A 22,292-nucleotide genomic window follows, 5' to 3' on the forward strand; every position below is an offset into this window, starting at 1 on the left:
GCGACGGGCGGGGTTTGTCCCAACTGCTTATCGACCGTTGTCACTGAGCACCTTCGCGTAGAAGTCCCGGCCCTCGTTGCCGCCGTTGGTCTGCCAGGCCTTGATCGCGGTCTTGAGCTCGCTGACCGGCCGGCGGCCGCGGAGGATGTCCTGCAGCGCGTCGTCGAACGGCTGGGCCAGTGCCGCCATCTTGGTCGGCTGCTCGACCCGGATCCCGTCGAACAGGCTCTTCTGCTGGACCTTCGCGGCCGCGTTCTGCCAGGCACTCATCGACTCGACGTAGCCCGGGTACTCGCTCTGGGTGATGGCTGTCGGCCGGCCGCCGAGGAAGATGTAGGTCTGCGACACCTCCTTCTGGCCCAGCGCGGTGAGCTTCGGGGCGCCGGAGGCCTGCTTGGTGTAGTGCTTGCCCTCCATCCCGTAGTTGTAGAGCTGGTACTCCTCGGTCCCGAACGGCGCGGCGGTGTAGTTCAGGACGCCGAGCAGCTCCTTGACCCGGGCCTCGCCGAGGCCCTTCTTGACGAAGGTGAAGATGCCGGCCGGGTCGCCGCCCCAGGTGATCGCTGCGCCGCCGTCGTGCGCGAACGGCAGCACCGGCTGCGGGTTGAACTTCGGGTTGATCGACAGCTGGCGCTGCAGCGCCTCGTGCCAGCCGCCCAGACCGTTCTGCCGGATCAGGATCTTGCCGCCCTCGAACAGCGGGTTCTGGTCCGCGCCGGCGTTGCCGACCACTTCCGGGTGCACGTAGCCGGCCTGGAACAGCTTCCGGGTGAAGGCCACCGCCTCCTCGTACTCCGGCGTCTCGATCTTGTTCACCAGCTTGCCGCCGGAGTCCTTGCGCCAGTCCGACGGTGCCCCGAACGCGCGGACCATCTCGTCGACAACCGACCCGAAGGCCCACCGGTTCGCCTTCGCGTCGGTGAGCTGCTTGCCCAGCGCCAGCACGTCGTCGGCGGTCTTCGGCGGCTCGGCGCCGAGTTCGTCGAACAGGTCCTTGCGGTAGAACAGCGCCCACGGGAAGCCGTCGGACGGGAACGGCACGGCCTTCAGCTGCGAGTTCCAGACGCCGTACGCCCAGGCCCGGGTCGGCAGGTTCGCCAGCATCGGGTACGCCGCCGCCTTGTCACCGGCCAGGTACGGCGTCAGGTCCTCGAACAGCTTGTCGGCGGCCTGGCCGAACCGGGTCAGCCCGGAGATGTTCCAGCCCGGGATGCAGAGCAGCTCCGGGACGTTGCCTGCGGCAAGGATCGGGCCGAGCTTGTCGCCGTAGTCGTTGCCGTTCAGGATGTTGAACCGGACCGGCGCACCGATCCGCTCGTTGTTCACGTCGTAGTAGCTGTTGTGGCCGAGCCCGGGCGGCGGCGGGCTCCACAGCGGGGTCATCGCGGAGACCTCCTTGCCGCTGGTGACCGCCTTGTCCGCGACGGCCCGCTTCAGCTCGGCCGGGTACCTCGTGTAGCCGGGCGCGGCGCCGTTCTCCCCCGGCAGGTCGGGCTGGACCGACTCGTACGCGATGTACTTCGGCAGCAGCCCCGACAGCTTGTCCTCGGTCTCGGCACGGCCGCCGGCCGACGCACCGGAACTGCCCTCCGAGCAACCGGCCAGCGTGACGCCGCCGGCGGCCGCCGCGGCGCCTGCGCCGAGCAACGAGATGAACGTCCGGCGGCTGGCTCCGCCACCTACTGGTCCGGTCACGGTTGATCCCCTAGGATTAGTTGGGCTAGTAGCCAAACAAATTATCCCAAGCGCGACAGCACGACAAGGTGTAGAACTGAGCCATCGCTGAACCACTGGCCACGAGCCGAACGGGACGACCTTGACCACACAGACCGCGGACCACACCGACATCCGCGCCACCAACCTGGCCGCAGTGCTGGGCTACCTGCGCCGCCAGGCGCCCTGCTCGCGGGCCGCGATCGCGACCGGAACCGGGCTGAACAAGGCGACCGTGACCAGCATCGTCGGCGACCTGCTCGACCACCGGCTGGTCCGCGAGACCCAGCAGACGCAGAACCACGTCGGCCGGCCCGCGACCCTGCTCGTCCTGGACGGCTCGGCGTACGCCGCGATCGGGCTCGAGGTGAGCGCGCGGGGCCTGACCGCCCTCGCGTGCGACACCGCCGGCGAGCAGGTACTGCGCTGGCACCGAGCCGGACCGGGTGTCGACGCGGGGCCTGCGAAGACGGTCGCCGCGGTGGCAGCGCTCGCCCGGCGCGCGATCACGACCGTGCAGTCGTCGGGTCGGCGGGTGCTCGGGATCACCGTCGGCGTACCGGGTCTGGTCAACCGGGACGGATCCGTCGTACTGGCCGCCGGTCTGGGGTGGCGGGACGTGCCGGTGCAGGCTGATCTCACCGCGGCGCTGGGGCGACCGGACATTCCGGTGACCGTCGACAACGACGCGTCGCTCGCCGTACTGGCCGAGCATCTCTACGGCCCGCTGGCCGGCGCGGAGAACCTCATCCAGCTCAGCGGGGACACCGGGGTCGGCGCGGGCATCATCGTCGACGGCCGCCCGCTCAGAGGGCACCGCGGGTACGTCGGCGAGATCGGTCATCTTCGCCTGGTTCCGGACGGGCCGCTGTGCGGGTGCGGACGCCGCGGGTGCCTGGAGGCGCTCGCGAGCCTGCCGTCGATCCTGTCGCGGATCGACGGACCGGCCGACCCCGATCCGCAGATCCAGCTCGAGCACCTCATCCGCCGCGCCGACGCAGGCGAGGGGGCGGTCACCAAGGTGCTCGCCGAGACCGGCACCCACCTCGGCCACGGCATCGCTGCGCTGGTCAACATCCTGAACCCGGGACACGTCGTGCTCGGCGGCGCCTACGCGCTGCTGGCCCCGCACCTCTCCCCCGCGATCACCAAGGCGATGGACGAGTCCGCCATCGCCCCCGAAGCCGGCGGCTGCACGATCGTCGCGTCGACGTTCCCGCACACCGCCACTCCCCTGGGCGCCACCGCCCAGGCCCTGGCCTCCCTGACCACCGGCCACCTGCCCAGCACTGTGTGACCCAGCAGTTTGTGAACGGGGGAAAGCGTTACCCAGGTCTTGACCTGTCCTGCCGGGGATGCAACCCTCTGATCACTCCGTCGTAGTACGGCCGTCACGGGCCGAGACGGATTTTTTCGCCCAGACCGTCGAAGCGCTTCGATCGATCAGCACCGGGGAGCGCTCGAAGCGCTTCGACGCACAGCCGCAGTGGAGTCGATGGCCGATGAGCACTCCCGCCCTGAATCCACCGTTCCGTGATCCCGCACGGCCGGTGCGGGAACGACTCGACGACCTGCTCGGCCGGCTGACCGGCGCCGAGAAGCTCGCCCTGCTGCACCAGCACCAGGCGCCGGTGCACCGCCTCGGCCTGGACTCCTTCCGGACCGGCACCGAGGCGCTGCACGGCGTCGCCTGGCTCGGCCCGGCGACCGTCTTCCCGCAGGCCGTCGGCCTCGCCACCACCTGGAACCCGGACCTGGTCCGGGCGATCGGGTCCGCGGTCGGCGACGAGGTCCGGGTCTTCCACCAGAAGGACCCGGCCGCGGTCGGCCTGAACGTGTGGGCACCGGTCGTCAACCCGCTCCGCGACCCGCGCTGGGGCCGCAACGAGGAGGGGTACGCCGAGGATCCCTGGCTGACCGGGATCATCGCGACCGCGTACGGCCACGGTCTGGCCGGCGACCACCCGACGTACCTCAAGACCGCGCCGACCCTCAAGCATTTCCTTGCCTACAACAACGAGACCGACCGCTGCACGACCTCGAGCAACCTGCCGCCGCGGGTGCTGCACGACTACGAGCTGCCCGCGTTCCGCGCCCCGATCGAAGCCAGTGCGGCCGTTGCGGTGATGCCGTCGTACAACCTGGTGAACGGGCGGCCCGCACATCTCAGCCCGTTGATCAACGACTCGCTCCGGGAGTGGACCGACGACGACCTGCTCGTGGTGAGCGACGCGTACGCGCCCGCGAACCTCTTCGGGCTGCAGCAGTTCCACCCCGACGGCCCGACCGCGTACGCCGCCGCGCTCAAGGCCGGTGTGGACAGCTTCACCCAGGACGACACGAACGCCGGACCGTCGATCGAGCGGCTCACCGAAGCCCTCGACCGCGGCCTGATCACGATGGCCGACGTCGACACCGCGGTCCGGCACGCGCTCGCGATCCGGTTCCGGCTCGGTGAGTTCGACCCGGCCGACCTCGATCCGTACCGCTCGCTCGAACCTGACCTCGTCAACTGCCCCGCCCACCGCACGCTGGCGCACGAGGCCGCCCGGCAGTCGATCGTGCTGCTCAAGCACGAGTGCCAAGTGCTGCCGCTCAGCGCCTCCACGATCAAGCGCCTCGCCGTGATCGGACCGCTGGCCAACACAGTCTCGGCCGACTGGTACGCCGGGACGCTGCCGTACCAGGTCACCGCTCTGGACGGACTCGTCGAGCGGCTCGGCGCCGACCGGGTCCAGTACTGCGAGGGCGTCGATCGGATCGCGCTCCGCGTCGCGGGCTCGTCGTCGTACCTCACGATTGGCGCGGACGGCGTACTGCGGGTGGACGAGGACGAGCACAAGTCGTTCGACCTGTTCGACTGGGGCGGTGACGCGTGCGCACTGCGGTCGGTGCGGAACGGGCAGCACCTGACCGTGACCGACGACGGCTCGCTGGTGGCCGACCAGCCTGGGCCGAACGGCTGGGAAGTGAAGCAGACCTTCCGGCTGGTCGAGAGCGGTGACACGATCCGGCTCCTGCATCTGAACAGCGGCCGTTACGTCCAGATCGACGACACCGTCGGTCTCGGTGACTCCGGGACCGACTTCGAGCTGGAGGTACTGGTCGACGGCGCGGCCGAGGCGGCCGAGGTCGCTGCGCGCGCCGATGTCGCGATCGTTGTTGCCGGCAATCACCCGATGGTGAACGGCCGCGAGACCGAGGACCGCGCCGATCTCGACCTGCCGAAGGCTCAGGACCGGCTGATCCGATCGGTCCACGCGGTGAATTCGCGGACCGTGCTGGTGATGACGAGCAGCTACCCGTTCGCCGTCGGCTGGGCGCAGCAGAACCTGCCCGCGCTGCTGTGGTCAGCGCACGGCGGACAGGAGTACGGCCGCGCGTTGGCCGACGTACTCTTCGGCGACGCGGACCCGGCCGGCCGGCTGACGCAGACCTGGTACCACTCGGCCGCCGATCTGCCGGATCTGCTCGACTACGACATCATCGCGACGGACGCGACGTACCTGTACTTCCGCGGGATGCCGCTGTACCCGTTCGGCCACGGCCTCAGCTACACGACCTTCGCGTACGGCGACCTGCGCCTGAGCTCGGCGTCGATCCCGGCGGACGGCGAAGTCCGCGTCACGTTCACGGTGACGAACACCGGCGACCGGCCCGGGAGTGAGATCGCTCAGCTCTACACGCATCAGCAGCTGTCGCGCGTCAAGCAACCGTTGCGGCAGCTGCGCGGCTTCCGGCGACTGACATTGCTGCCCGGTGAGAGCACCGAGGTCGAGCTGACGATCGCCGCGGCCGACCTCGGCTTCTGGGACGTGACCCGGGATCGCCGGTGTGTCGAGACGGCCCGGCACAGCATCATGGTCGGCCGCTCCAGCACCGACACCCGGCTCGCGGCGACGCTCGACGTACAAGGCGAACGCATCCCGGCGCGCTCGCTCGACCACCTCGCCGCGGCCAGCTTCGACGAGTACTCCGCCATCACGTTGACGACCGCCACGCCCGAGCGCGGTGACGCGGTCGTCTCGCTCGATGCCGGTGCTTGGCTCGCGTACGACGACATCGAGTTGAGCCCCACGCCGTACCAAGCGTCGGTCGCCAACCGAGGAACCGCACAAGCCACGATCGAGTTGCGCTTGGACGACCCGCTGCGTGGCGAGCTCCTCGACTCGTTGCAGGTGCCGCCTGGGCGCGAACTCACCTGGGCATCCGGCCGGCTGGCCGCAACCGGCGTGCACACGCTCTACGTCGTCTTCTCGGCGCCGGAGGTCGTCTTCGAGCTGCTCCGCCAGTCCAAGTAGGACACCAGGGCTGCGTCGGCGCGGAGGCGGGCCAGGCTGCGTTCGTGCAGCTCGGCGTTGCGGCGGTTGAGCTCGGCGCCGACGCGTTCGGGGCGGCCGTCCGGCGAGGAGTGCATCTCCTCGAGGGCGGCCTGGATGATCGTCATCGAGAAGTTGCCCTCGCGCAGCAGTCGGACGAGGTGGGCGTCCCGGGCGGCGGCGACGTCGTACCTGCGGTAGCCGGTGGTGCGTTCGCGGACCGGGCTGACAAGGCCGGAGCGCTCCCAGAAGCGCAGTGCGGAGGTGCGGACGCCGAGCAGGTCCGCTAGCTGGCCGATCCGCAGTGGCGCGTCCTGGCGGGAGATCTGCTCGAGCGCGGCCGCCATCCGCGGGTCGGCGTCGAGGGGGTGCGTGACGACGACCTCGAAGGCGCGCAGGGCCTGCTGGATGCGCTCGCGTTCGCGGTCCAGCTGGGCGTGCGCGTGGTCGACGCAGGCCACCGCAGTTTGCAGGTCACCACGATGTACGGCGGCCAGGATCGTCACCGCGGTGTCCCAGCCGTACGCGCGGACCAGCACGCGGGCCGCGGCCAGCGCGCGCCGGTGCGACTCGTCGAACTCCCGGTAGCCGGCCGCCGTACGGGTTGCCGTCGGCAACAACCCGGCCCGCTCGTAGTTGCGCACCTGCTGGACCGAGATCCCGGCCTCCCGGGCCAGCACGACCCCGCGCACAGACCTTGACCCGCCACTTGAGGGTTCTCGCACTCGACCTCCTCGACCGGTCGCGGCAAACAGTCAAACTGTGCTTCAACGATAAACTTTAAGCATGGATACCGTGGTGGTGGACGACCTGTCGATGACCTACCGCGTCCCGGTGCGCGACGGCGGGCTGCGCGCCGCAGCGCGTGCACTGGTACGGCGGGAGTACCGCGACGTCCACGCGGTCCGGGACCTCAGCTTCCGGATCCCGGCCGGCCAGGTCGTCGGCTTCCTCGGCCGCAACGGCGCCGGGAAGACGACCACGCTCAAGATCCTGGCCGGCATCCTGCACCCGACCGGCGGCCGCGTCCGGGTGCTCGGGGAGATCCCGTGGCGGCGGCACAACCACTACCTCCGCGAGATCGCGCTGATCCGGGGCAGCCAGCCGATCGGGGACGCGCCGGAGCTCACGGTGCTGGACTCCTTCCGCTACCAGCAGGTGCTCTACGAGGTCACCGACGCACAGTTCAAGCGAAATCTGGCCGAGCTCAGCGAACTCCTCGACCTCGACGGGATCCTGCAACGCCAGGTTCGCGCCCTGAGCCTGGGCGAACGGATGCGGGCCGGCCTCGCTCTCGCACTCGTCTACCGCCCGAAGGTCCTGTTCCTCGACGAGCCCACGATCGGGCTGGACGTCTCGGCAGCCAAGACCATCCGGACCTTCGTCGCCGAGTACTCCGCCCGCACCGGCGCCACCGTGCTGCTCACCAGCCACGCGATGGCCGACGTGGAATCGCTGTGTCCACGGTTGATCCTGGTCGACGACGGCGCGCTCGCGTTCGACGGGCGACGTGACGAGCTCAGCTCGGCGTTCGCCCCTGCCAAGCTGATCCGGGTCGCCGTGACCGATGACGATCCGGACCTGACGCCGTACGGCGATGTGTTGCAACGCGACGGCAATCAGTGGCTGTTGCGCGTCGGCCGGGATGCGGTGCCTGCGACGACGGCCCGGTTGCTGTCCAGGTTCGCGGTGGCCGACCTGTCGGTCGAGGAGCCGTCGTTGGAGAACGTGATGGATCAGGCCTACCAGCGGCTGCGCCGTACCAAGGACATTGCCTCGTGAGCCGGATCGTCCGGCTGCTGCGGCTCGAGATCTGGCGTCAGGTGATCGGTTGGTCGGGAGCCTGGTGGTTCCTCGTCACGTTGATCCTCGGACAGGCGGTGGCGCCGCTGCTGGGGTTGTTCGTCTGGCATCACGTGCCCGGAGCAGGTGCTGACGTCGGCAGCTACTACCTGGCCGTCATCTGCGTGGCCTTGCTGACCGCCTCGTTCGAGAACCACACGTTTGCGCAGGCGATCTACAGCGGCGGTGTCGCCGCGGCGCTGCTGCGGCCGCAGCCGGTCGTGATCGGTCCGCTCGGCGAGAATCTGGCGATCCGGATCTGGATGTTCCTGCTCGGGATCCCGCTGCTCGTCCTGGTCGGGTTCACGATGGGCGTGAGCTTCGCGCCGCTCGCCCTGCTGGCCGCACTGCCCGCCGTCGTCCTCGCGGCGATCCTGCATTTCTTGTTCGTGTGGACGCTGGCGATGGCCGCGTTCTGGACCGAGCGAGTGCACGCGGTGGTCGCCTTCGGCGCCGTACTGATCTTCCTGCTCGGGGGGACCGCGGCGCCGAACGCGCTGCTTCCCGAGCCGTTGCGGACGATCGCCCAGCTCCTGCCGTTCCGGTCGATGCTCGGCTTCCCGGCTGAGCTCGCGGCCGGCACGCTGACACTCGCCGACGCGGCCGCGGGGTATGCGATCGCGGTCGTGTGGACGGTCACGTTGGGCGGCTGCGCGGTCGGTGCCTGGCGTCTCGGCATCCGTCGCTACACGACCGTGGGGGCCTGATGAGAGTCGCGCGCCTGTTCGGTACGGCGTTCTCCCTGTCGCTGCGACGTGCATTGGCCTACCGGACCAACCTGTTCTTCGACGCGCTCCTGGCCCTTGTCGACCTGACCGCGTCGATCGCCACGATCGGCATCGTCTTCACCCAGACCGGTCTGCTCGCCGGTTGGTCCGCTGGTCAGATGCTGGCCCTCACCGGCACGTACGCGCTCATCACCGGCCTCCGCGCGGCCTTCCTCGACCCGAGCCTCGCGGACTTCGCACAACAGATCCGGGACGGTCGGCTCGACACGTATCTGCTCCGTCCGGCGACGAGCGTCGTACTGGCGACATGCACTCGGCATGCACCGCTCGCACTCGTGCAGAGCTTCCTCGGAGTCGGCGTGATCATCCTCGGACTGCGTGCGCTCGGCAGTGTCCCGTCGCCGCTTGCAGTGGCCGGATGGGCCTTTCTCACCCTGATCGGACTGCTGATCGGGTGGGCCACTTTGGTCGGTCTTGCGTCGCTGGCGTTCTGGGCGCCGCGACTCAGCCTCGGTGTCCTGCACGGCGCCGCTTGGGAGACGGGCCGCTACCCGGTCGACATCTACGGCCAGTGGCTCCGGCGGCTGTTGACGTTCGCCTTCCCCGTTGCCGCCGTGACCACTTGGCCCGCGCAGACCCTCACCCGAGGACCTGACCCCGCGACGTTGACTCTGGCCGTCGTACTCGGGGGTGGCTTCATGGTCGCCACCATGCTGCTGTGGCGACTAGGGGTAAGGCGCTACACCGGCGCCACCTCGTAGGCTCAGCAGAGCTTGACGGTGTAGCCCTTGTCGGACTCGATCTGTCCGTTCCGCAGCCGGAGCTCGACCGTTGCATCGGGCAACTTGGCTAACGCCGTCTGGCCTTCGGTAGGCGCGAACCAGCGGAGCTCGACGTCGTTGGACCAGTCGTACTCGGGCCGGTCGTCCAACGTGCCGACCGGAAGGACCGCGCCCTCGCGGACCAGGACCGGCAGCGTGTCGAAGCCGTGGATGTCGTGGACCCACCGAGGACCGGTGAGCTTCTCGCCGCTGAGCAGGTCCGTCCAGGTGCCCTCCGGAAGGTAGAACGACACCTCGCCGGTGAAGCTCATCACCGGCGCGACCAGGATCGACGGGCCAAGCATGTACTGGCGGTCCAGGTAGGCGACCGCCGGGTCGTCGGGGAACTCCAGGATCATCGGCCGCATCATCGGGACACCGTCGCGGTGGGCCTCCTCCGCGGCCGTCACCAGGTACGGCATCAGCGACAGCTTCAGCTTGGTGAACTTCCGCAGCACGTCGACCGCCTCGTCGTCGAACGCCCACGGCACCCGGTACGACGACGAGCCGTGCAGCCGCGAGTGCGACGACAGCAATCCGAATGGCACCCAGCGCTTGAAGATCGCCGGATCCGGCGTGCCCTCGAACCCGCCGATGTCGTGACTCCAGTACCCGAACCCGGACGTGGCCAGTGACAACCCGCCGCGCAGCGACTCCGCCATCGCCTCGAACGTCGACTCGCAGTCGCCACCCCAGTGCACCGGGAACTGCTGCCCACCCGCGGTCGCCGAACGCGCGAACAAGACCGCCTCGCCCGCGCCCCTGTTCTCCTCCAGCAGGCCGAAGACCGCCTCGTTGTAGAGGTGCGGGTAGTAGTTGTGCATGCGGTCCGGGTCGGAGCCGTCGCACCAGGCGACGTCGGTCGGGATGCGTTCGCCGAAGTCGGTCTTGAAGCAGTCGACGCCCAGGCCGATCAGCGCCTGCAGCTTCGAGCGGAACCAGGCGGTCGCGTCCGGGTTGGTGAAGTCGACGATCGCCATCCCGGCCTGCCACATGTCCCACTGCCAGACCGAGCCGTCCGGCCGCTTGAGCAGGTAGCCGAGGCGACGGCCTTCCTCGAACAGGACCGAGCGCTGCGCGATGTACGGGTTGATCCACAGGCTGATCCGCAGGCCGCGGTCCTTCAGCCGGCGCAGCATGCCGGCCGGGTCCGGGAACGCGACCGGGTCCCAGACGAAGTCGCACCAGTGGAACTGCCGCATCCAGAAGCAGTCGAAGTGGAACACGCTCAGCGGCAGGTCCCGCTCGGCCATTCCGTCGACGAACGCGCTGGTCGTCTCCCCGCTGTAGTCGGTGGTGAACGACGTCGACAGCCACAGGCCCATCGACCAGGCCGGAACGCGGGCCGGCCGTCCGGTGAGGGCGGTGTAGCGGCGAAGCACGTCCTTCGGGGTCGGGCCGGCGAAGACGTAGTACGACAGCTCCTGGCCCTCGACGCTGAACTGGTTGCGTGACGTGACCTCGGAGCCGAGCTCGAACGAGACGTTGGCCGGGGTGTCGACGAAAACGCCGTACCCCTTGCTGCTCAGGTAGAACGGGACGTTCTTGTACGCCTGCTCACTGGACGTGCCGCCGTCGGCGTTCCAGGTGTCGACGACCTGGCCGTTCTTCACCAGTGGACCGAAGCGCTCGCCGAGCCCGTAGACCGTCTCGCCGACCCCGAGCGCGAGCTGCTCGTGCAGGTAGGTCCGGCCGGCGGCGTCGGTGATCAGGCCGATGCTGCGCGGTCCCGAATTCGTCAACGGACGCCCGTCCTGCTCGAACCGGACGTCCCACGGCCCGTCCAGCCCGACGACCACGCTCAGCTCACCCGAGGTCAACCGCGCCTCGGTGGGACCGGCCTCGACCTTCACCGGATGCTCGTCGTCGGTGTTCAGCCGGTACGACGGACGCGCCGGCAGCCCACCGAGATGGTGCGCGATCCGGACGCCGATGACGCCGCGCGCGGGCGCGGTGAAGGTGATGGTGAAGACCGGCTGGTTGAGGGTGTCGCCGCGCCGCTCGATCCGCTTGGCCGGCGCGAACACGGTCAGCTCCCGCTCCCCCGTCTGCACGCTCTCGACCTCGGCCGGCCGCAGCCGCGTCAGTCCCTCCCGCAGCTGCCAAAACCCGTCACTGAACTTCACCGCGGTTGCCTCTCACTCGTCGAAGCGCTTCGACGAAGCCTACCCGAGCACGATCCGAATCAGCCCCCGGATCTCAGGCCTCGGGCTAGCCGCTCTCCGCGGTGTGCCGGCCCTCCGCGGCCGTCTTGATCGTCGTGAGCGTCTCCTGGAGCATCCGCTCGACGTCCGGCCCACCGGCATGGTCGGTGTGCAGCCGGACCGTCAATCGCGAGGTAAGGTCCGCGACGAAATCGACCTCCAGTTCCCCGCGGTAGTGGTGCGCCCCCGGAACGCCCCACTGCAGCTTTCGCCCGTGCTGGACGACCTTCAGCCACGCCCGCTCGTTGACCGCGCCCGCGCCTTCCGGATGGACGTCGACGTCGACCTGCTCGACGCCGGACTCCCCGGGTTCCGGGTATTGGTACGGCTCGCTCGGCGGCGGGCCGATGTGCAGCAGGTGCGCCTGGTCGATCTGCGGGAGGTACTCCGGCAACCGCTTGACGTCGCTCAGGTAGTCGAACAGGACGTTCCAGGCGACGTCCACCGTTCTCGACGCCTCGTAGTCAGCCATATCACCTTGGTACCGCGCTGTTCAGTGGATGGAAACCCCATGGAGGCGATGGGTGCCGCGGGTGAGGATGGGCGGGTGGAGCTCTCGATTGTGCTTGGGTTCGTGGTCGCGGCGCTCGTGGTGAGTGTGGTGCCGGGGCCGGACATGTTGTTCATCGCCGCCAACGCGGCAGCAGGCGGGCGGCGGGCCGGGGTGGTCGCGGCGACCGGGGTGTCGACCGGGCTGGCCGTGCACACGGTGGCGGCCGCCCTCGGGCTGGGGGCCTTGATCCAGGCGGCGCCGCAGGTGCTGAACGGCGTCCGGATCGCGGGCGCGGCGTTCCTGCTCTACCTCGCCTACTTGACCTGGCGGGCGAGCCGCCGGCCCGTCGGCGAGGCCGACGAGACGCTCGAGCTGCCGAAGCGGACGCTGCGCCGGACCTACCTGATGGCGACGCTGACGAACGTCGCCAATCCAAAGGTGATCCTGTTCTACCTGGCCTTCGTCCCGCAGTTCATCACCACCGGTCCGGCCAGCTGGCCCGCGACCCTGCAGATCCTCGTCCTCGGCGCGCTCCTGATCGTCGTCGGCTTCTGCGTCGACGCGTCCGTCGGCCTGCTCGCCGGCAGCCTCACCAACACCCTCCTGCGGGCCGGCGGCACCGTCCGCCGCCGCCTGGAACGCATCTGCGCCGGCATCTTCGCCGCCCTCGCCGCCCGCCTGGCCACCGACATCCACTGACATCCGGGGACCGGCGGTCTGGTGCTGGTGGGGGGTGTGGGGTCAAGCTGGAGGGGAGCATCGACTGAGGAGGCGGTTCGATGAAGGCGACGGCTGGTGACACAGTGATCGTCGAGGGCACGCACGTGATGGCCCACCGGCGGCAGGGTGAGATCGTCGAGGTCCACGACCCGAACGGCGCCCCGCCGTACCTGGTGCACTGGACCGACACCGACACCGAGTCACTTTTCTTCCCCGGTCCGGACGCGCACATCATCCACGCCGAGTGAGCTGCCGCAACGTCCGGTGCCACGGGTTGGCGCGTAGCTGCGGGTTGAGCAGCGCGGCGGCGACGCAGTACTTGCTGACCTGGATCGGCCGGACCTGAAGGTCGCGGAGCACGAGGTCGGCCGCTCCCGCCCGCCCTGCCGTCTTGCTCTCCACCAGCACGGTGTCCGGCAGCACGTCGACCACCGCGTCCCGGTCGAAGAACCGCAGGTCGATGTCACACGTCATCCGGGCATGCTCGATCCGGTCGACCAGGGTGCTGCGCCGGTACGTCGTCGTCAGCGCGGGCTGCAGCCGGTCGATGACCCCGACGCCGTACGCCGTCCGGAGCTGCTCGGCCAGGAACTCCCGGGCCGGGCCGGTGAGCCGGGCCCGGTCCTCGAGCGGGTACGGCATCCGCGACTTCACCGTCTCGGAGCGGTTGCCCTTCAGCTTCACCTCGAAGCTGCACTCGCCACTGTCCAGGTAGGACCGGGTCCGCACCTTGTACCGGTACCGTCGCCGCTGCACGTGCTGCCGGTACAGCCCGTGTGACGGGGTGTCGAAGTACACCGACTCGTACCGGAAGGTCCGCTGCCCGTCGATCTCCAGTACGGCGAACCGGTGCCGCAACCGGGTCACCAGCTCGACGAAGGTCGCGATCGGCACCAGGTACTTGCGGTCCACGCGGGTCTGCAACGCCGCCTCCGCGAGCACCTCGTCGAGCGTGATCGGCGCCAACTGGGCCAGCGCACCGGTCATCGCAGCGTGCGTCCGCCGCGTCACGATGCGAACCGCTCGAACCGCCGTACGGCGTCCACCGTGTGCGGAGCGGTGGCGCGGACCCGGTACCGGACGTCGACGACCGTGGTGTCGGTGACCAGGTCCAGGTCGAGGACGACGAAGTGCCGGATGTCCGCCCGCAGCAGCCGCTCCAGCGCCGGGCCGACGTCGCGGACGTCCGGGTAGGCCTGGTCGAGGACGACCTTCTGGCGCCGGGAGCGCAGCGTGAGGCGCGGGTGGTCGACGACGTACATCAGGCCGACGAGCAGGAAGCTCAGCGCCGGCGCGAGCCAGAACGGGCCGGGATGCAGGCCGTTGATCAGGCCCATCGCGAGCGAGATGAAGTAGTAGGCAACCTCCTCCTGGGTGATCGAGTCCGACCGGAGCCGGATGATCGACAGGATGCCGAACAACCCCAGGCCGAGACCCATCCCGGCCCCGCTGCCGGCCAGCATCGCGGTGACCGCGAGGATGCCGACGTTGAGGGCGACGTACGCGAGCAGCAGGTCGCGCCGGTGGTACCGGCGAAAGTAGGTGCCGTAAGCAAGCAGACCGATGGCGAGCAGATCGACGGGTATCGCAACTGCCAGACCGGACATGGTGACCTCCAGGTGAACACTAGGTTGACTTCACCTTTCCGGCCGGTGGTGAGACATCCCTGAGCCCCGGATGAGAGAGCTCTCACGGAAGCAGGCGGTAGCCCATTCCGCGGATGGTCTGGATGCGGTCGGAGCCGAGTTTGCGGCGGAGGTAGCGGATGTAGACGTCGACGACGTTGGAGCCGGGGTCGAAGTCGAAGCCCCAGACCTGGGACAGCAACTGCTCGCGGGACAGCACCTGGTCGGGGTGCCGGCAGAAGACCTCCGCGAGGAGGAACTCGCGGGCGGTCAGGTCGACCGTCTCGCCGTCGACGACGGCCCGCCGGGTGCGCAGGTCCAGGCTGAGGTCGCCGACCTGCAGGATGCTGGCGTCCGGCGTCCCCTCGCTGCGCAGCCGCAGGCGGACGCGGGCCAGCAACTCCTCGAACGCGAACGGCTTGGCGATGTAGTCGTCCGCGCCGCCCTCCAGCCCGGCGACCGTGTCGCGCACGCTGTCCCGCGCGGTCAGGATCACCACCGGCATCGTCACCCTTGCCTCACGCAACCGTCGCAGCACGGTGAACCCGTCCACCCGCGGCAGCCCGATGTCCAGGATCAGCAGGTCGTAGGCCCCACTCGCCCCTTCCTGGTACGCCGTCTCGCCGTCGGCGACAACCGTGGTCACGAAGCCGTTGCTGCGCAGGCCGCGTTCGACGAACGAGGCGATCCGCTCCTCGTCCTCGGCGATCAGGATCCGGTTCATCGCGGCAACTCCTCACTCGGCGGCAGGGTCAGCTCGAAACGGGCGCCCGGCCCGGGGGCGAGCCGGACCTCACCGCCATGGGCCTGTGCGATCGAGCGTACGATCGCCAGCCCCAGTCCGGCACCCTCGGTACGGCGCTGGTCGTTGCCCCGGGCAAATCTCTCGAAGATGCGCTCGCGGTCCGCCGGCGGCACTCCAGGACCGGTGTCGGCGACCCACAGCAGGGCGCTGCCGTCGGCGTCGAGATGCGAGCCGACCTCGATCCGGTCGCCGGTCGCCGTGTGGCGGACCGCGTTGGACACCAGCTGCATCAGGGCCTGCGTCAGTCGCTGGCCGTCGGCAACGATCGTCGCGTCGGCGGTCGCGGCCACTCGCCAGGAGCGGTCGGCCAGCGGTCGCGCCTTCGCGACGACCTCGACGACGAGCTCCGTCAGGTTGACTTCGCCGTACTCGAGGAAGTCGGGGCGCTCGCTCTTCGCCAGCACGAGCAGGTCGTCGACCATCCGGTTCATCCGGGCCAGCTCGTCCAGCACGAGCGCCTTGGTGTCGTCGCGGTCGCGCGGGTCGTCGCCCATCAGCTCCAGGTGGCCGCGGATCACCGTGATCGGTGTCCGCAGCTCGTGCCCGGCGTTGTCGACGAACTCCCGCTGGGCCGTGAACGCGTCCTCCAACCGGTCGAGCATCGTGTTGAACGTGGTCGCCAGTTGGGCGACGTCGTCGTTGCCGACGACCTCGATCCGGCGGCGCAGGTCGGTGTCACTGATCCGCTCGGCGGTGGTGCGCAGTTGCCGGATCGGCGCGAGCACCCGGCCGGTGACGAGCCAGCAGGCGCCGGCCGCCAGGACCAGCGTGATCGCGCCGATCGTGACGAGCGCGCGGGCCGCGTCCATCGACGGTTTGGCGATCACGTCGCGGAACTCGAGCATGACCAGTTGCGCGCGGAGCGGCTGCGATCCGATCTGCACCGGGATCACGCCGTACCGGACCCGTCCGGCCGGGCTGTCGACCCAGCCGTACGACGGTTGGGTCGTGCCGGCGAGCCGCCGTACGAAGGCCGCGTCGGTGTCGAGGCGGGCGGGTGGGGTGCCCTGGCTGCGGTGGTACTCGCGGCCGTCGACGATCGTGAAGAACGCCTCGGAGTCGTCCGGCAGGTTGCTCTGCAGCCAGCGGTCCAGCAACGCTTCGGGCTGGGCGAAGGACGCGGCGGCCTGGGACTTCGCGAAGGCGCGGAACTTGTTGGCCTCGTGGGTGAGCTCGTCGTCCGCGGCGGCGTCGGCGCGGGTCGCGAGGACCTGCCAGGTGAGGAAGACGAGCGCGGACAGTGCGAGCGCGAGCACACCGAACATCCAGCCGATGATCCGCACCCGGGCGCTGACCACCGGCCGAAGCCGGCCATCACCCATCGTCGTCGTCCGGGTCGTCCACCAGGTCGTCGTCATCGTCGTCCCCGGCACTCCGCGCCGGCCCCGGCGACACCGGCTCGGCCCCCGTGGTCCCACCCACCGTCGGCTTGGCCGTAGGTGTCGGTCTGACCGTCGGCGTTGGGGTCGGTGTGCTCGGGTCTGTGGTCGGCTTTGTGGTCGACGACACCGGCACCACAACCGTCTCCCCCAGCTCCGGCGACGACCGCTCCGCCAAGTACCGAGGCAGCACGAACCCGGCCACCACCAGCACACCGGCGACAACCCCGTACACCACCCGTGGAGACCGCATCCTCACACCCTGCGGCCCCACTCCGAGACCCACATGAGCCGAAGATTACAGATCTCTCATCTTCGCGAAGGCCGGCGACGCCGGAATCCGGTTGCCCGTTCGGCCGGTGGACGCCAGAATCGCCGGATTGTCACCGGCGTCGGCCGGACTGTCGGGATCGGCGCCGGCATCGCCCGCTCGCTCGCCGCCTCCGGGTGGAACGTCGCCTTCACCTACTGGACGGCGTACGACGAGCGGATGCAATGGGGCGTGGAATCGGGCGCAACGCACGAGATCACGGAGCAGTTGGCGGACGCCGGCGCGCAGGCCCTGCCGATCGAGGCTGATCTGGTGGATCCGGCGGCACCGGAGCGGATCTTCGACGAGGCCGAGCGGCTCGGCACTGTGACCGCGCTGGTGATGTGTCACTGTGAGTCGGTCGGCTCGAGCATCCTGGACACGACCGTCGAGAGCTTCGACCGGCATTTCGCGGTGAACGCGCGGGCGACCTGGTTGCTGATCCGCGAGTTCGGCCGCCGGTTCGCCGGCGCGCCCGGGACGGGCCGGATCATCGCGCTCACCAGCGACCACACCGTCCACAACCTCCCGTACGGCGCGAGCAAGGCCGCGCTGGACAGGATCACGCTGGCCGCCGCGCACGAGCTCGCCCACCTCGGCATCAGCGCGAACGTCGTCAATCCCGGACCGGTCGACACCGGCTGGATGACCGAACGAGATCCGGGCGAGCGGGATCAAGCAGACCCCGCTCGGCCGCCTCGGCACTCCGAAGGACACCGCGAACCTGATCGACTTCCTCTGCTCGGAGCGTGGCCAGTGGATCAACGGCCAACTGCTCCTCAGCAACGGCGGCTTCGCGTAGCCCACCTCACCACGACACCGGCATGTCTTCCTCGACATCCCTCGGAACCAGAAACCGTCGCGGGCGGGTGACAGTGCGTGAGATTCTAGGAGGCGGTGCGGCGGGTGGTGGGGGCTGGGTCGGTGAAGAGGGCGCGTTCGGCGTGGTCGAGGGCTCGGCGTACGGCGCCGATGACTACGGCGCGGGCGCCTAGGGTCGAGGCGGCGAGGCGGGGTGGTGAGTCGACCAGGGTGGTCAGGTGGGTCTCGAGGCCGGGGACCAGTAGGTCGCCCGCATCGGCCACGGCGCCGCCGACCACGATCAGTTCGGGGTTGAGCATGGTGTGCAGGAGGGCCAGCACGCGGGCGATGCGGGTGACCACTCGATCGACGACCTCCAGCGCTACGGCGTCACCGGTACGCGCGGCCTCGAAGACCAGTTGAGCCGTCACCGCCGCCGGGTCGCCACCGGCCGCCGCGTACAGCGCAGAACGACCGACCTTCGACCGCGGACCGCGCGCGGAGGCAACGACCTCGGCGCCGAACTCGCGAGCCAGGAAGCCGATACCGTCGGTGTTGCCGACCCCCTCGACCATGCTGAGTGCCTTGAGCTCACCCGCGCCGCCGGCCGTCCCACGGATCAGGTTGCCGCCCAGGAACAGACCGGCACCGAGACGTTCACCGGCGAGGAGTTCGATCACGTCGTCGACGCCCGCCGCGGCGCCGTGCCAGCGTTCACCGAGGACGGCCAGATTCGCGTCGTTCTCCACCAGCACCGGGCAGCCGAAGCCTTCCCCGACCGCCTGATCGAGGTCGACGTCCCCCAGACCGGGCAGGTACTCCGTGTCCGCACTCGCGATGATGTGACCGTCCGGACCGACCGGCCCCGGCACCGCCAGAGCCATCGCGAGCACACCGGCCGCGGACACCTCGGCCGAGTCGAGCGCCGACGCCATCGCCTGGCGCGCCTCCCGGATCCGGTCGTCCGCGCCGAGGTCGAGGGCGAAGCCACGGGTGTCCTCGGCAACGATGTCGCCGCGCAGATCGGTCACCACCGCGGTCGCCTTGTTCTGGCCCATGTCGATGCCGACCACGTAGCCGGCCCGGGCGTTGAACTGGTACTGCCGGGCGCGCCGGCCGGGACTGGACGGGTCGCCGCTGCGGCGCGACTCGATCTCGTCGATCCAGCCCATCTCGATCAGGTGGTCGCACACCGTGTGCACGGTCGGCCGCGACAACCCGGTGACCTCCATCAGCTCGGTCCCGGTCGCCGGACCGCCGGTCCGCAGTACGTCGAGCACCGCGGCGGCGTTCATCCGCCGCAACAGCGGTGAGGTCGCGGTCTTCTCCAGCTTGTTCACGCTGCCCCCTTGACGGCCTACGGACACCGCGAAAGACTAGCGCAAGATCAATAATAAAACCCTCTAATCAATCCCCTTCACGCTCGTCTACTCCTGAAAGGAGCAGGCCGATGGAACGTGCCCTGGCCGCGTCTGCGCTCACCGTCCTGGCCGTCACCCTCGCCGCCTGTGGCACCGGCGGAGGCGGTGCGTCCGCCACCACCGCGGACCAGCTGCCGCCCGGGCAACAGGTCTCCGGCGAGATCACCTTCTGGCACTCCTACAGCGCCGGCGGAACCGAGGTGAAGCAGCTCGAGAAGACCGTGATCCCCGCGTTCGAGAAGGCGCATCCAGGCACCAAGGTGAAGGCGGTGACGGTGCAGTACGACCAGATGCACCAGAAGCTGGTCACCGCGGCGGCCGGCAGCAGCCTGCCGGACGTGATCCGCTCCGACATCATCTGGGTCCCGGAGCTGGCCAAACTCGGTGTCCTGGTGCCGCTGAGTGACGCCATGCCGGACTTCAAGGACCTCGCCGACAAGACCTTCGACGGCCCGCTGGCCACCAACCTCTACAAGGGCAAGTACTACGGCCTGCCGCTCGACACCAACACGAAGGTGATGCTCTACAACCAGCAGGCGTTGCAGGGCGCCGGTCTGACCGCGCCGAAGACGTTCGACGACCTGAAGGCGGACGGGCCCAAACTGGCTGCCCAGGGCAAGTACCTGCTGGCCGAGGGCGACACCGGGGGCTGGAACGTGCTGCCCTACATCTGGTCCAACGGCGGCGAGATGACCGACAAGGACGTCACCAAGGCGACCGGCTACCTCAACGGCCCGAAGTCGGTCGAGGCCATCCAGATGCTCGCCGACCTCTACAAGCAGAAGGCGATCCCGAAGCTGATCCTCGGCGGCGGTGGCGGCACACCGACGGCCGAAGGCCTCGCCAAGGGCACCTACGCGACCATCGTCGACGGGCCCTGGACCTACCCGCCGATCCAGAAGCAGTTCCCGAACTTCAAGCTGGAGGCCGCTCCCCTGCCGTCCGGCAGCGCGGGCAGCATCAACGTGGTCGGCGGCGAGGACATCGTGATCACCAGCGCGTCGAAGAACAAGGCGCTGGCCGCGGAGTTCACCCGGTTCATGCTGGGCGAGGAAGCGCAGACGATGATGGCCCAGACCGGCCAGCTCTCGGTGCTCAAGTCGTTGTCGTCAAAGATGGTCGAGATCGAGCCGTACTACGCCCCGTTCCTGACTGCCCTCGAGACCGCGCGGCCGCGGCCGCCGACACCGGCCTGGGCCAAGATCGACGACATCCTGCGCAAGCAGGTGCAGCTCGCGATCCGGGGCGACGTACCGGTGCAGAAGGCGCTCGACGACGCGGTGCAGCAGATCGATCCGCTGCTCGCCCGGGGCTGACGATGGCAGCGACGCTGACCACGGCGCCGCCGGACCGCAGCGCAGCCGCGCCGGACAAGCCGTCCGGCCGGCTGCGGCGGTCGCCGGTCTGGGTGCCGTACCTGTTCCTGCTGCCCGGCTTCGCGTTGTTCTGCCTGGTGGTCGTCTACCCGCTGGGCCGGTCACTGCAGATCAGCTTCTATGACTGGTCGGTGGTTCCGACCCAGGCGAGCCAGTTCATCGGCCTGGACAACTACCTGCGTGGTCTGAAGGACTCGCAGTTCTGGCTGAGTGTCGCGAACGTCGGGGTCTACCTGGCGATCACCGTGCCGGCCCAGGTGGTGCTCGGGCTGCTGGCCGCCGTACTGCTCGATGCCAAGCTGCCGGCCCGCACGTTGTTCCGGGTGCTGTTCTACCTGCCCGTGGTGACGAGCTGGGTCGTGGTCGCGTTGCTGTTCAAGTACCTGTTCACCACCGACGGCGGTGCGATCAACTGGCTGCTCAATGATGCGCTGCACCTGGTCGACCACAACGTCGCCTGGTTGCAGGACCGCTGGACCGGCCTGCTCGCGGCAGCCATCCTCGGCACCTGGAAGGGCGTCGGCTGGGCGATGCTGATCTTCCTGGCCGCCCTCACCGGGGTGAGCAAAGACCTCAAGGAGGCGGCCGCGCTCGACGGGGCGGGCGCCTGGCACCGGTTCCTGCACGTCTCGTTGCCGGCCATCCGCAAGACGTTGCTGTTCGTCGTCGTACTGCTGGTCATCGGCGGGTTCAACGTGTTCATCTCGATCCTGCTGATGACCGGTGGCGGACCGGCCGGGAGCACCGAGGTGCCGCTGACCTACATGTACAAGCAGGCGTTCGGGTTCCTGGACTTCGGGTACGCCTCGGCGCTGTCGTTCCTGCTGGCGATCGCGATCACGCTGGTGTCGTTCGTCCAGTTCCGGTTGTTCCGCGAGAAGGACGGAGGCCGCCGATGAACGCGCGCGCACGACGCCGACTCGGCACCGGCCTGCGACTGCTGGTGCTCAGCGTCGGGGCGGTCGTCATGGTGGTCCCGTTCCTCTACATGTTCGGTACGTCGTTCAAGCCGAACGCGTTCCTGTTCGAGTTCCCACCGAAACTCTGGCCCGATCACCCGACCACGGCGAACTACACCGAGGCGTGGAACAGCAACAGCTTCGGCCGGTACTTCCTCAACTCGACGTACGTGGCGCTGGCGACCACGTTCGTCGTACTCGCGCTGTCCTCGACGATGGCGTACGCGTTCGCGCGGTTCGAGTTCTTCGGCAAGAACGTGCTGTTCGGGGTGCTGCTGTCCGGGCTGATGATCCCGGGCATCATCGTGATCGTCCCGCAGTTCGTGCTGGCCGACGGTCTGCACCTGCTGAACAAGCTGAACGGGCTGGTGATCTTCTACGCAGGCGGCGCGGTCGCGTTCACCACGTTCCTGCTGCGTGGGTTCTTCGAGCGGGTGCCGGACGACCTGGACGAGGCGATGACGATCGACGGCGCCGGCGCGCTGCGCAAGTTCGTCCAGCTCTACCTGCCGCTGGCCCGGCCGGCGCTCGCGACCGCGGGCATCCTGTCGTTCCTCGGCGCATGGGACGAGTTCGTCTGGGCACTGACGATCATCGACGACCCGGCCAAGCGGACGCTGCCGATCGCGATCGCCGCGTTCCAGGGCCAGCACGGGACGGCGTGGGGCCTGGTCTTCGCGGCCTCGACCATCGCGATCGTCCCGGTCATCGCGGTCTATGTTCTCGGACAACGTCACTTCGTCTCCGGCCTCACCGCCGGCGCAGTCAAGGATTAG

21 protein-coding genes and 1 pseudogene are annotated in these 22,292 nt (G+C 69.2%); 12 read left to right on the top strand and 10 right to left on the bottom strand.

Annotated features, from left to right (window positions below; genetic code table 11):
- Positions 1 to 27: 27 nt before the first annotated feature.
- Positions 28 to 1,695 carry an ABC transporter substrate-binding protein gene (locus tag AB0H36_RS26150; RefSeq protein WP_360528587.1) on the bottom strand — a complete coding sequence of 556 codons (1,668 nt, stop codon included), beginning with the start codon at positions 1,693 to 1,695 and terminating at the stop codon, positions 28 to 30.
- A gap of 121 nt (positions 1,696 to 1,816) precedes the next feature.
- Here AB0H36_RS26150 and AB0H36_RS26155 point away from each other — a divergent pair, with 121 nt between their 5' ends.
- Positions 1,817 to 3,010, top strand: coding sequence for an ROK family transcriptional regulator (locus tag AB0H36_RS26155; protein ID WP_360528590.1), 1,194 nt, complete (start codon positions 1,817 to 1,819; stop codon positions 3,008 to 3,010).
- A 205-nt stretch (positions 3,011 to 3,215) separates the two neighbouring features.
- Positions 3,216 to 6,014, top strand: a complete 2,799-nt coding sequence (locus tag AB0H36_RS26160; RefSeq protein ID WP_360528593.1) for a glycoside hydrolase family 3 C-terminal domain-containing protein — start codon at positions 3,216 to 3,218, stop codon at positions 6,012 to 6,014.
- Here the strand turns inward: AB0H36_RS26160 and AB0H36_RS26165 are convergent.
- Positions 5,957 to 6,724: a MerR family DNA-binding transcriptional regulator gene (locus AB0H36_RS26165; protein WP_360528596.1), complete on the bottom strand. Its 768-nt coding sequence runs from the start codon at positions 6,722 to 6,724 to the stop codon at positions 5,957 to 5,959. The genes AB0H36_RS26160 and AB0H36_RS26165 overlap by 58 nt on opposite strands.
- Before the next feature lie 94 nt (positions 6,725 to 6,818).
- Here AB0H36_RS26165 and AB0H36_RS26170 point away from each other — a divergent pair, with 94 nt between their 5' ends.
- Genes AB0H36_RS26170 through AB0H36_RS26180 form a run of 3 tightly spaced genes read left to right on the top strand, consistent with a single transcriptional unit; the run spans position 6,819 to position 9,363 of the window.
- The gene (locus tag AB0H36_RS26170; protein ID WP_360528599.1) at positions 6,819 to 7,814 is read left to right on the top strand and encodes an ATP-binding cassette domain-containing protein; all 996 of its coding nucleotides are present in this window, start codon (positions 6,819 to 6,821) and stop codon (positions 7,812 to 7,814) included.
- Entirely contained in the window at positions 7,811 to 8,581 is a 771-nt protein-coding gene (locus tag AB0H36_RS26175; protein WP_360528602.1) for an ABC-2 family transporter protein, read from the top strand. The genes AB0H36_RS26170 and AB0H36_RS26175 overlap by 4 nt, the downstream gene beginning before the upstream one ends.
- Positions 8,581 to 9,363 carry an ABC-2 family transporter protein gene (locus tag AB0H36_RS26180; RefSeq protein WP_360528605.1) on the top strand — a complete coding sequence of 261 codons (783 nt, stop codon included), beginning with the start codon at positions 8,581 to 8,583 and terminating at the stop codon, positions 9,361 to 9,363. The genes AB0H36_RS26175 and AB0H36_RS26180 overlap by 1 nt, the downstream gene beginning before the upstream one ends.
- Before the next feature lie 2 nt (positions 9,364 to 9,365).
- On the opposite strand, the gene yicI is transcribed toward AB0H36_RS26180, so the two are convergent.
- Together yicI and AB0H36_RS26190 are read right to left on the bottom strand one after the other, a co-directional pair.
- Positions 9,366 to 11,549: an alpha-xylosidase gene (yicI, locus tag AB0H36_RS26185; protein WP_360528608.1), complete on the bottom strand. Its 2,184-nt coding sequence runs from the start codon at positions 11,547 to 11,549 to the stop codon at positions 9,366 to 9,368.
- 85 nt (positions 11,550 to 11,634) lie between these two features.
- A complete protein-coding gene (locus tag AB0H36_RS26190) occupies positions 11,635 to 12,099 on the bottom strand; it encodes an SRPBCC family protein (protein WP_360528610.1) in 465 nt (154 codons plus the stop codon).
- A 75-nt stretch (positions 12,100 to 12,174) separates the two neighbouring features.
- Between AB0H36_RS26190 and AB0H36_RS26195 the strand changes: the two genes are divergently transcribed.
- Positions 12,175 to 12,819, top strand: a complete 645-nt coding sequence (locus tag AB0H36_RS26195) for a LysE family translocator (protein ID WP_360528613.1) — start codon at positions 12,175 to 12,177, stop codon at positions 12,817 to 12,819.
- Positions 12,820 to 12,899: 80 nt separating this feature from the next.
- Entirely contained in the window at positions 12,900 to 13,088 is a 189-nt protein-coding gene (locus tag AB0H36_RS26200; RefSeq protein WP_360528616.1) for a DUF1918 domain-containing protein, read from the top strand.
- Here AB0H36_RS26200 and AB0H36_RS26205 read toward each other — a convergent pair.
- The 5 genes from AB0H36_RS26205 to AB0H36_RS26225 all read right to left on the bottom strand — a co-directional run bounded on the left by AB0H36_RS26205 (position 13,072) and on the right by AB0H36_RS26225 (position 16,902).
- Positions 13,072 to 13,851, bottom strand: a complete 780-nt coding sequence (locus tag AB0H36_RS26205; protein ID WP_360528619.1) for a polyphosphate polymerase domain-containing protein — start codon at positions 13,849 to 13,851, stop codon at positions 13,072 to 13,074. The genes AB0H36_RS26200 and AB0H36_RS26205 overlap by 17 nt on opposite strands.
- Positions 13,848 to 14,447 carry a DUF4956 domain-containing protein gene (locus tag AB0H36_RS26210; RefSeq protein WP_360528622.1) on the bottom strand — a complete coding sequence of 200 codons (600 nt, stop codon included), beginning with the start codon at positions 14,445 to 14,447 and terminating at the stop codon, positions 13,848 to 13,850. Before AB0H36_RS26210 ends, AB0H36_RS26205 begins: the two co-directional genes overlap by 4 nt.
- Positions 14,448 to 14,529: 82 nt before the next feature.
- The gene (locus tag AB0H36_RS26215) at positions 14,530 to 15,189 is read right to left on the bottom strand and encodes a response regulator transcription factor (RefSeq protein ID WP_360528625.1); all 660 of its coding nucleotides are present in this window, start codon (positions 15,187 to 15,189) and stop codon (positions 14,530 to 14,532) included.
- On the bottom strand, positions 15,186 to 16,628 hold the full coding sequence (locus AB0H36_RS26220) for an ATP-binding protein (protein ID WP_360528629.1): 1,443 nt from the start codon (positions 16,626 to 16,628) through the stop codon (positions 15,186 to 15,188). The genes AB0H36_RS26215 and AB0H36_RS26220 overlap by 4 nt, the downstream gene beginning before the upstream one ends.
- Positions 16,585 to 16,902, bottom strand: a complete 318-nt coding sequence (locus tag AB0H36_RS26225; protein WP_360528632.1) for a hypothetical protein — start codon at positions 16,900 to 16,902, stop codon at positions 16,585 to 16,587. The genes AB0H36_RS26220 and AB0H36_RS26225 overlap by 44 nt, the downstream gene beginning before the upstream one ends.
- 33 nt (positions 16,903 to 16,935) lie before the next feature.
- Between AB0H36_RS26225 and AB0H36_RS26230 the strand changes: the two are divergent.
- Together AB0H36_RS26230 and AB0H36_RS26235 are read left to right on the top strand one after the other, a co-directional pair.
- Positions 16,936 to 17,559, top strand: a pseudogene (locus AB0H36_RS26230) (SDR family oxidoreductase); the annotation flags it as partial.
- A gap of 73 nt (positions 17,560 to 17,632) precedes the next feature.
- Entirely contained in the window at positions 17,633 to 17,761 is a 129-nt protein-coding gene (locus AB0H36_RS26235) for an SDR family oxidoreductase (protein ID WP_360528829.1), read from the top strand.
- An 85-nt stretch (positions 17,762 to 17,846) separates the two neighbouring features.
- On the opposite strand, the gene AB0H36_RS26240 is transcribed toward AB0H36_RS26235, so the two are convergent.
- Complete coding sequence (locus AB0H36_RS26240) at positions 17,847 to 19,100, bottom strand: ROK family transcriptional regulator (protein WP_360528635.1); 1,254 nt, start codon at positions 19,098 to 19,100, stop codon at positions 17,847 to 17,849.
- A 110-nt stretch (positions 19,101 to 19,210) separates the two neighbouring features.
- On the opposite strand from AB0H36_RS26240, the gene AB0H36_RS26245 reads away from it, so the two are divergent.
- From AB0H36_RS26245 to AB0H36_RS26255, 3 genes are read left to right on the top strand one after another with little or no spacing between them, the layout of a single operon-like run.
- Positions 19,211 to 20,497 carry an extracellular solute-binding protein gene (locus AB0H36_RS26245; protein WP_360528638.1) on the top strand — a complete coding sequence of 429 codons (1,287 nt, stop codon included), beginning with the start codon at positions 19,211 to 19,213 and terminating at the stop codon, positions 20,495 to 20,497.
- Between the two features lie 2 nt (positions 20,498 to 20,499).
- Positions 20,500 to 21,456, top strand: a complete 957-nt coding sequence (locus AB0H36_RS26250) for a sugar ABC transporter permease (protein ID WP_360528641.1) — start codon at positions 20,500 to 20,502, stop codon at positions 21,454 to 21,456.
- Positions 21,453 to 22,292 (top strand): carbohydrate ABC transporter permease, encoded by an 840-nt coding sequence (locus AB0H36_RS26255; RefSeq protein WP_360528644.1) that lies wholly within the window; start codon positions 21,453 to 21,455, stop codon positions 22,290 to 22,292. Before AB0H36_RS26250 ends, AB0H36_RS26255 begins: the two co-directional genes overlap by 4 nt.

The sequence above is a fragment of the Kribbella sp. NPDC050820 genome (assembly GCF_040653975.1).
Classification (GTDB): Bacteria; Actinomycetota; Actinomycetes; order Propionibacteriales; family Kribbellaceae; genus Kribbella.

Coding starts and splice junctions, on each gene's coding strand:
- AB0H36_RS26160 (WP_360528593.1), top strand. CDS start 3,216: ATGAGCACTCCCGCCCTGAATCCACCGTTCCGTGATCCCGCACGGCCG.
- AB0H36_RS26170 (WP_360528599.1), top strand. CDS start 6,819: ATGGATACCGTGGTGGTGGACGACCTGTCGATGACCTACCGCGTCCCG.
- AB0H36_RS26180 (WP_360528605.1), top strand. CDS start 8,581: ATGAGAGTCGCGCGCCTGTTCGGTACGGCGTTCTCCCTGTCGCTGCGA.
- AB0H36_RS26190 (WP_360528610.1), bottom strand. CDS start 12,099: ATGGCTGACTACGAGGCGTCGAGAACGGTGGACGTCGCCTGGAACGTC.
- AB0H36_RS26200 (WP_360528616.1), top strand. CDS start 12,900: ATGAAGGCGACGGCTGGTGACACAGTGATCGTCGAGGGCACGCACGTG.
- AB0H36_RS26210 (WP_360528622.1), bottom strand. CDS start 14,447: ATGTCCGGTCTGGCAGTTGCGATACCCGTCGATCTGCTCGCCATCGGT.
- AB0H36_RS26215 (WP_360528625.1), bottom strand. CDS start 15,189: ATGAACCGGATCCTGATCGCCGAGGACGAGGAGCGGATCGCCTCGTTC.
- AB0H36_RS26220 (WP_360528629.1), bottom strand. CDS start 16,628: ATGACGACGACCTGGTGGACGACCCGGACGACGACGATGGGTGATGGC.
- AB0H36_RS26225 (WP_360528632.1), bottom strand. CDS start 16,902: ATGCGGTCTCCACGGGTGGTGTACGGGGTTGTCGCCGGTGTGCTGGTG.
- AB0H36_RS26245 (WP_360528638.1), top strand. CDS start 19,211: ATGGAACGTGCCCTGGCCGCGTCTGCGCTCACCGTCCTGGCCGTCACC.
- AB0H36_RS26250 (WP_360528641.1), top strand. CDS start 20,500: ATGGCAGCGACGCTGACCACGGCGCCGCCGGACCGCAGCGCAGCCGCG.
- AB0H36_RS26255 (WP_360528644.1), top strand. CDS start 21,453: ATGAACGCGCGCGCACGACGCCGACTCGGCACCGGCCTGCGACTGCTG.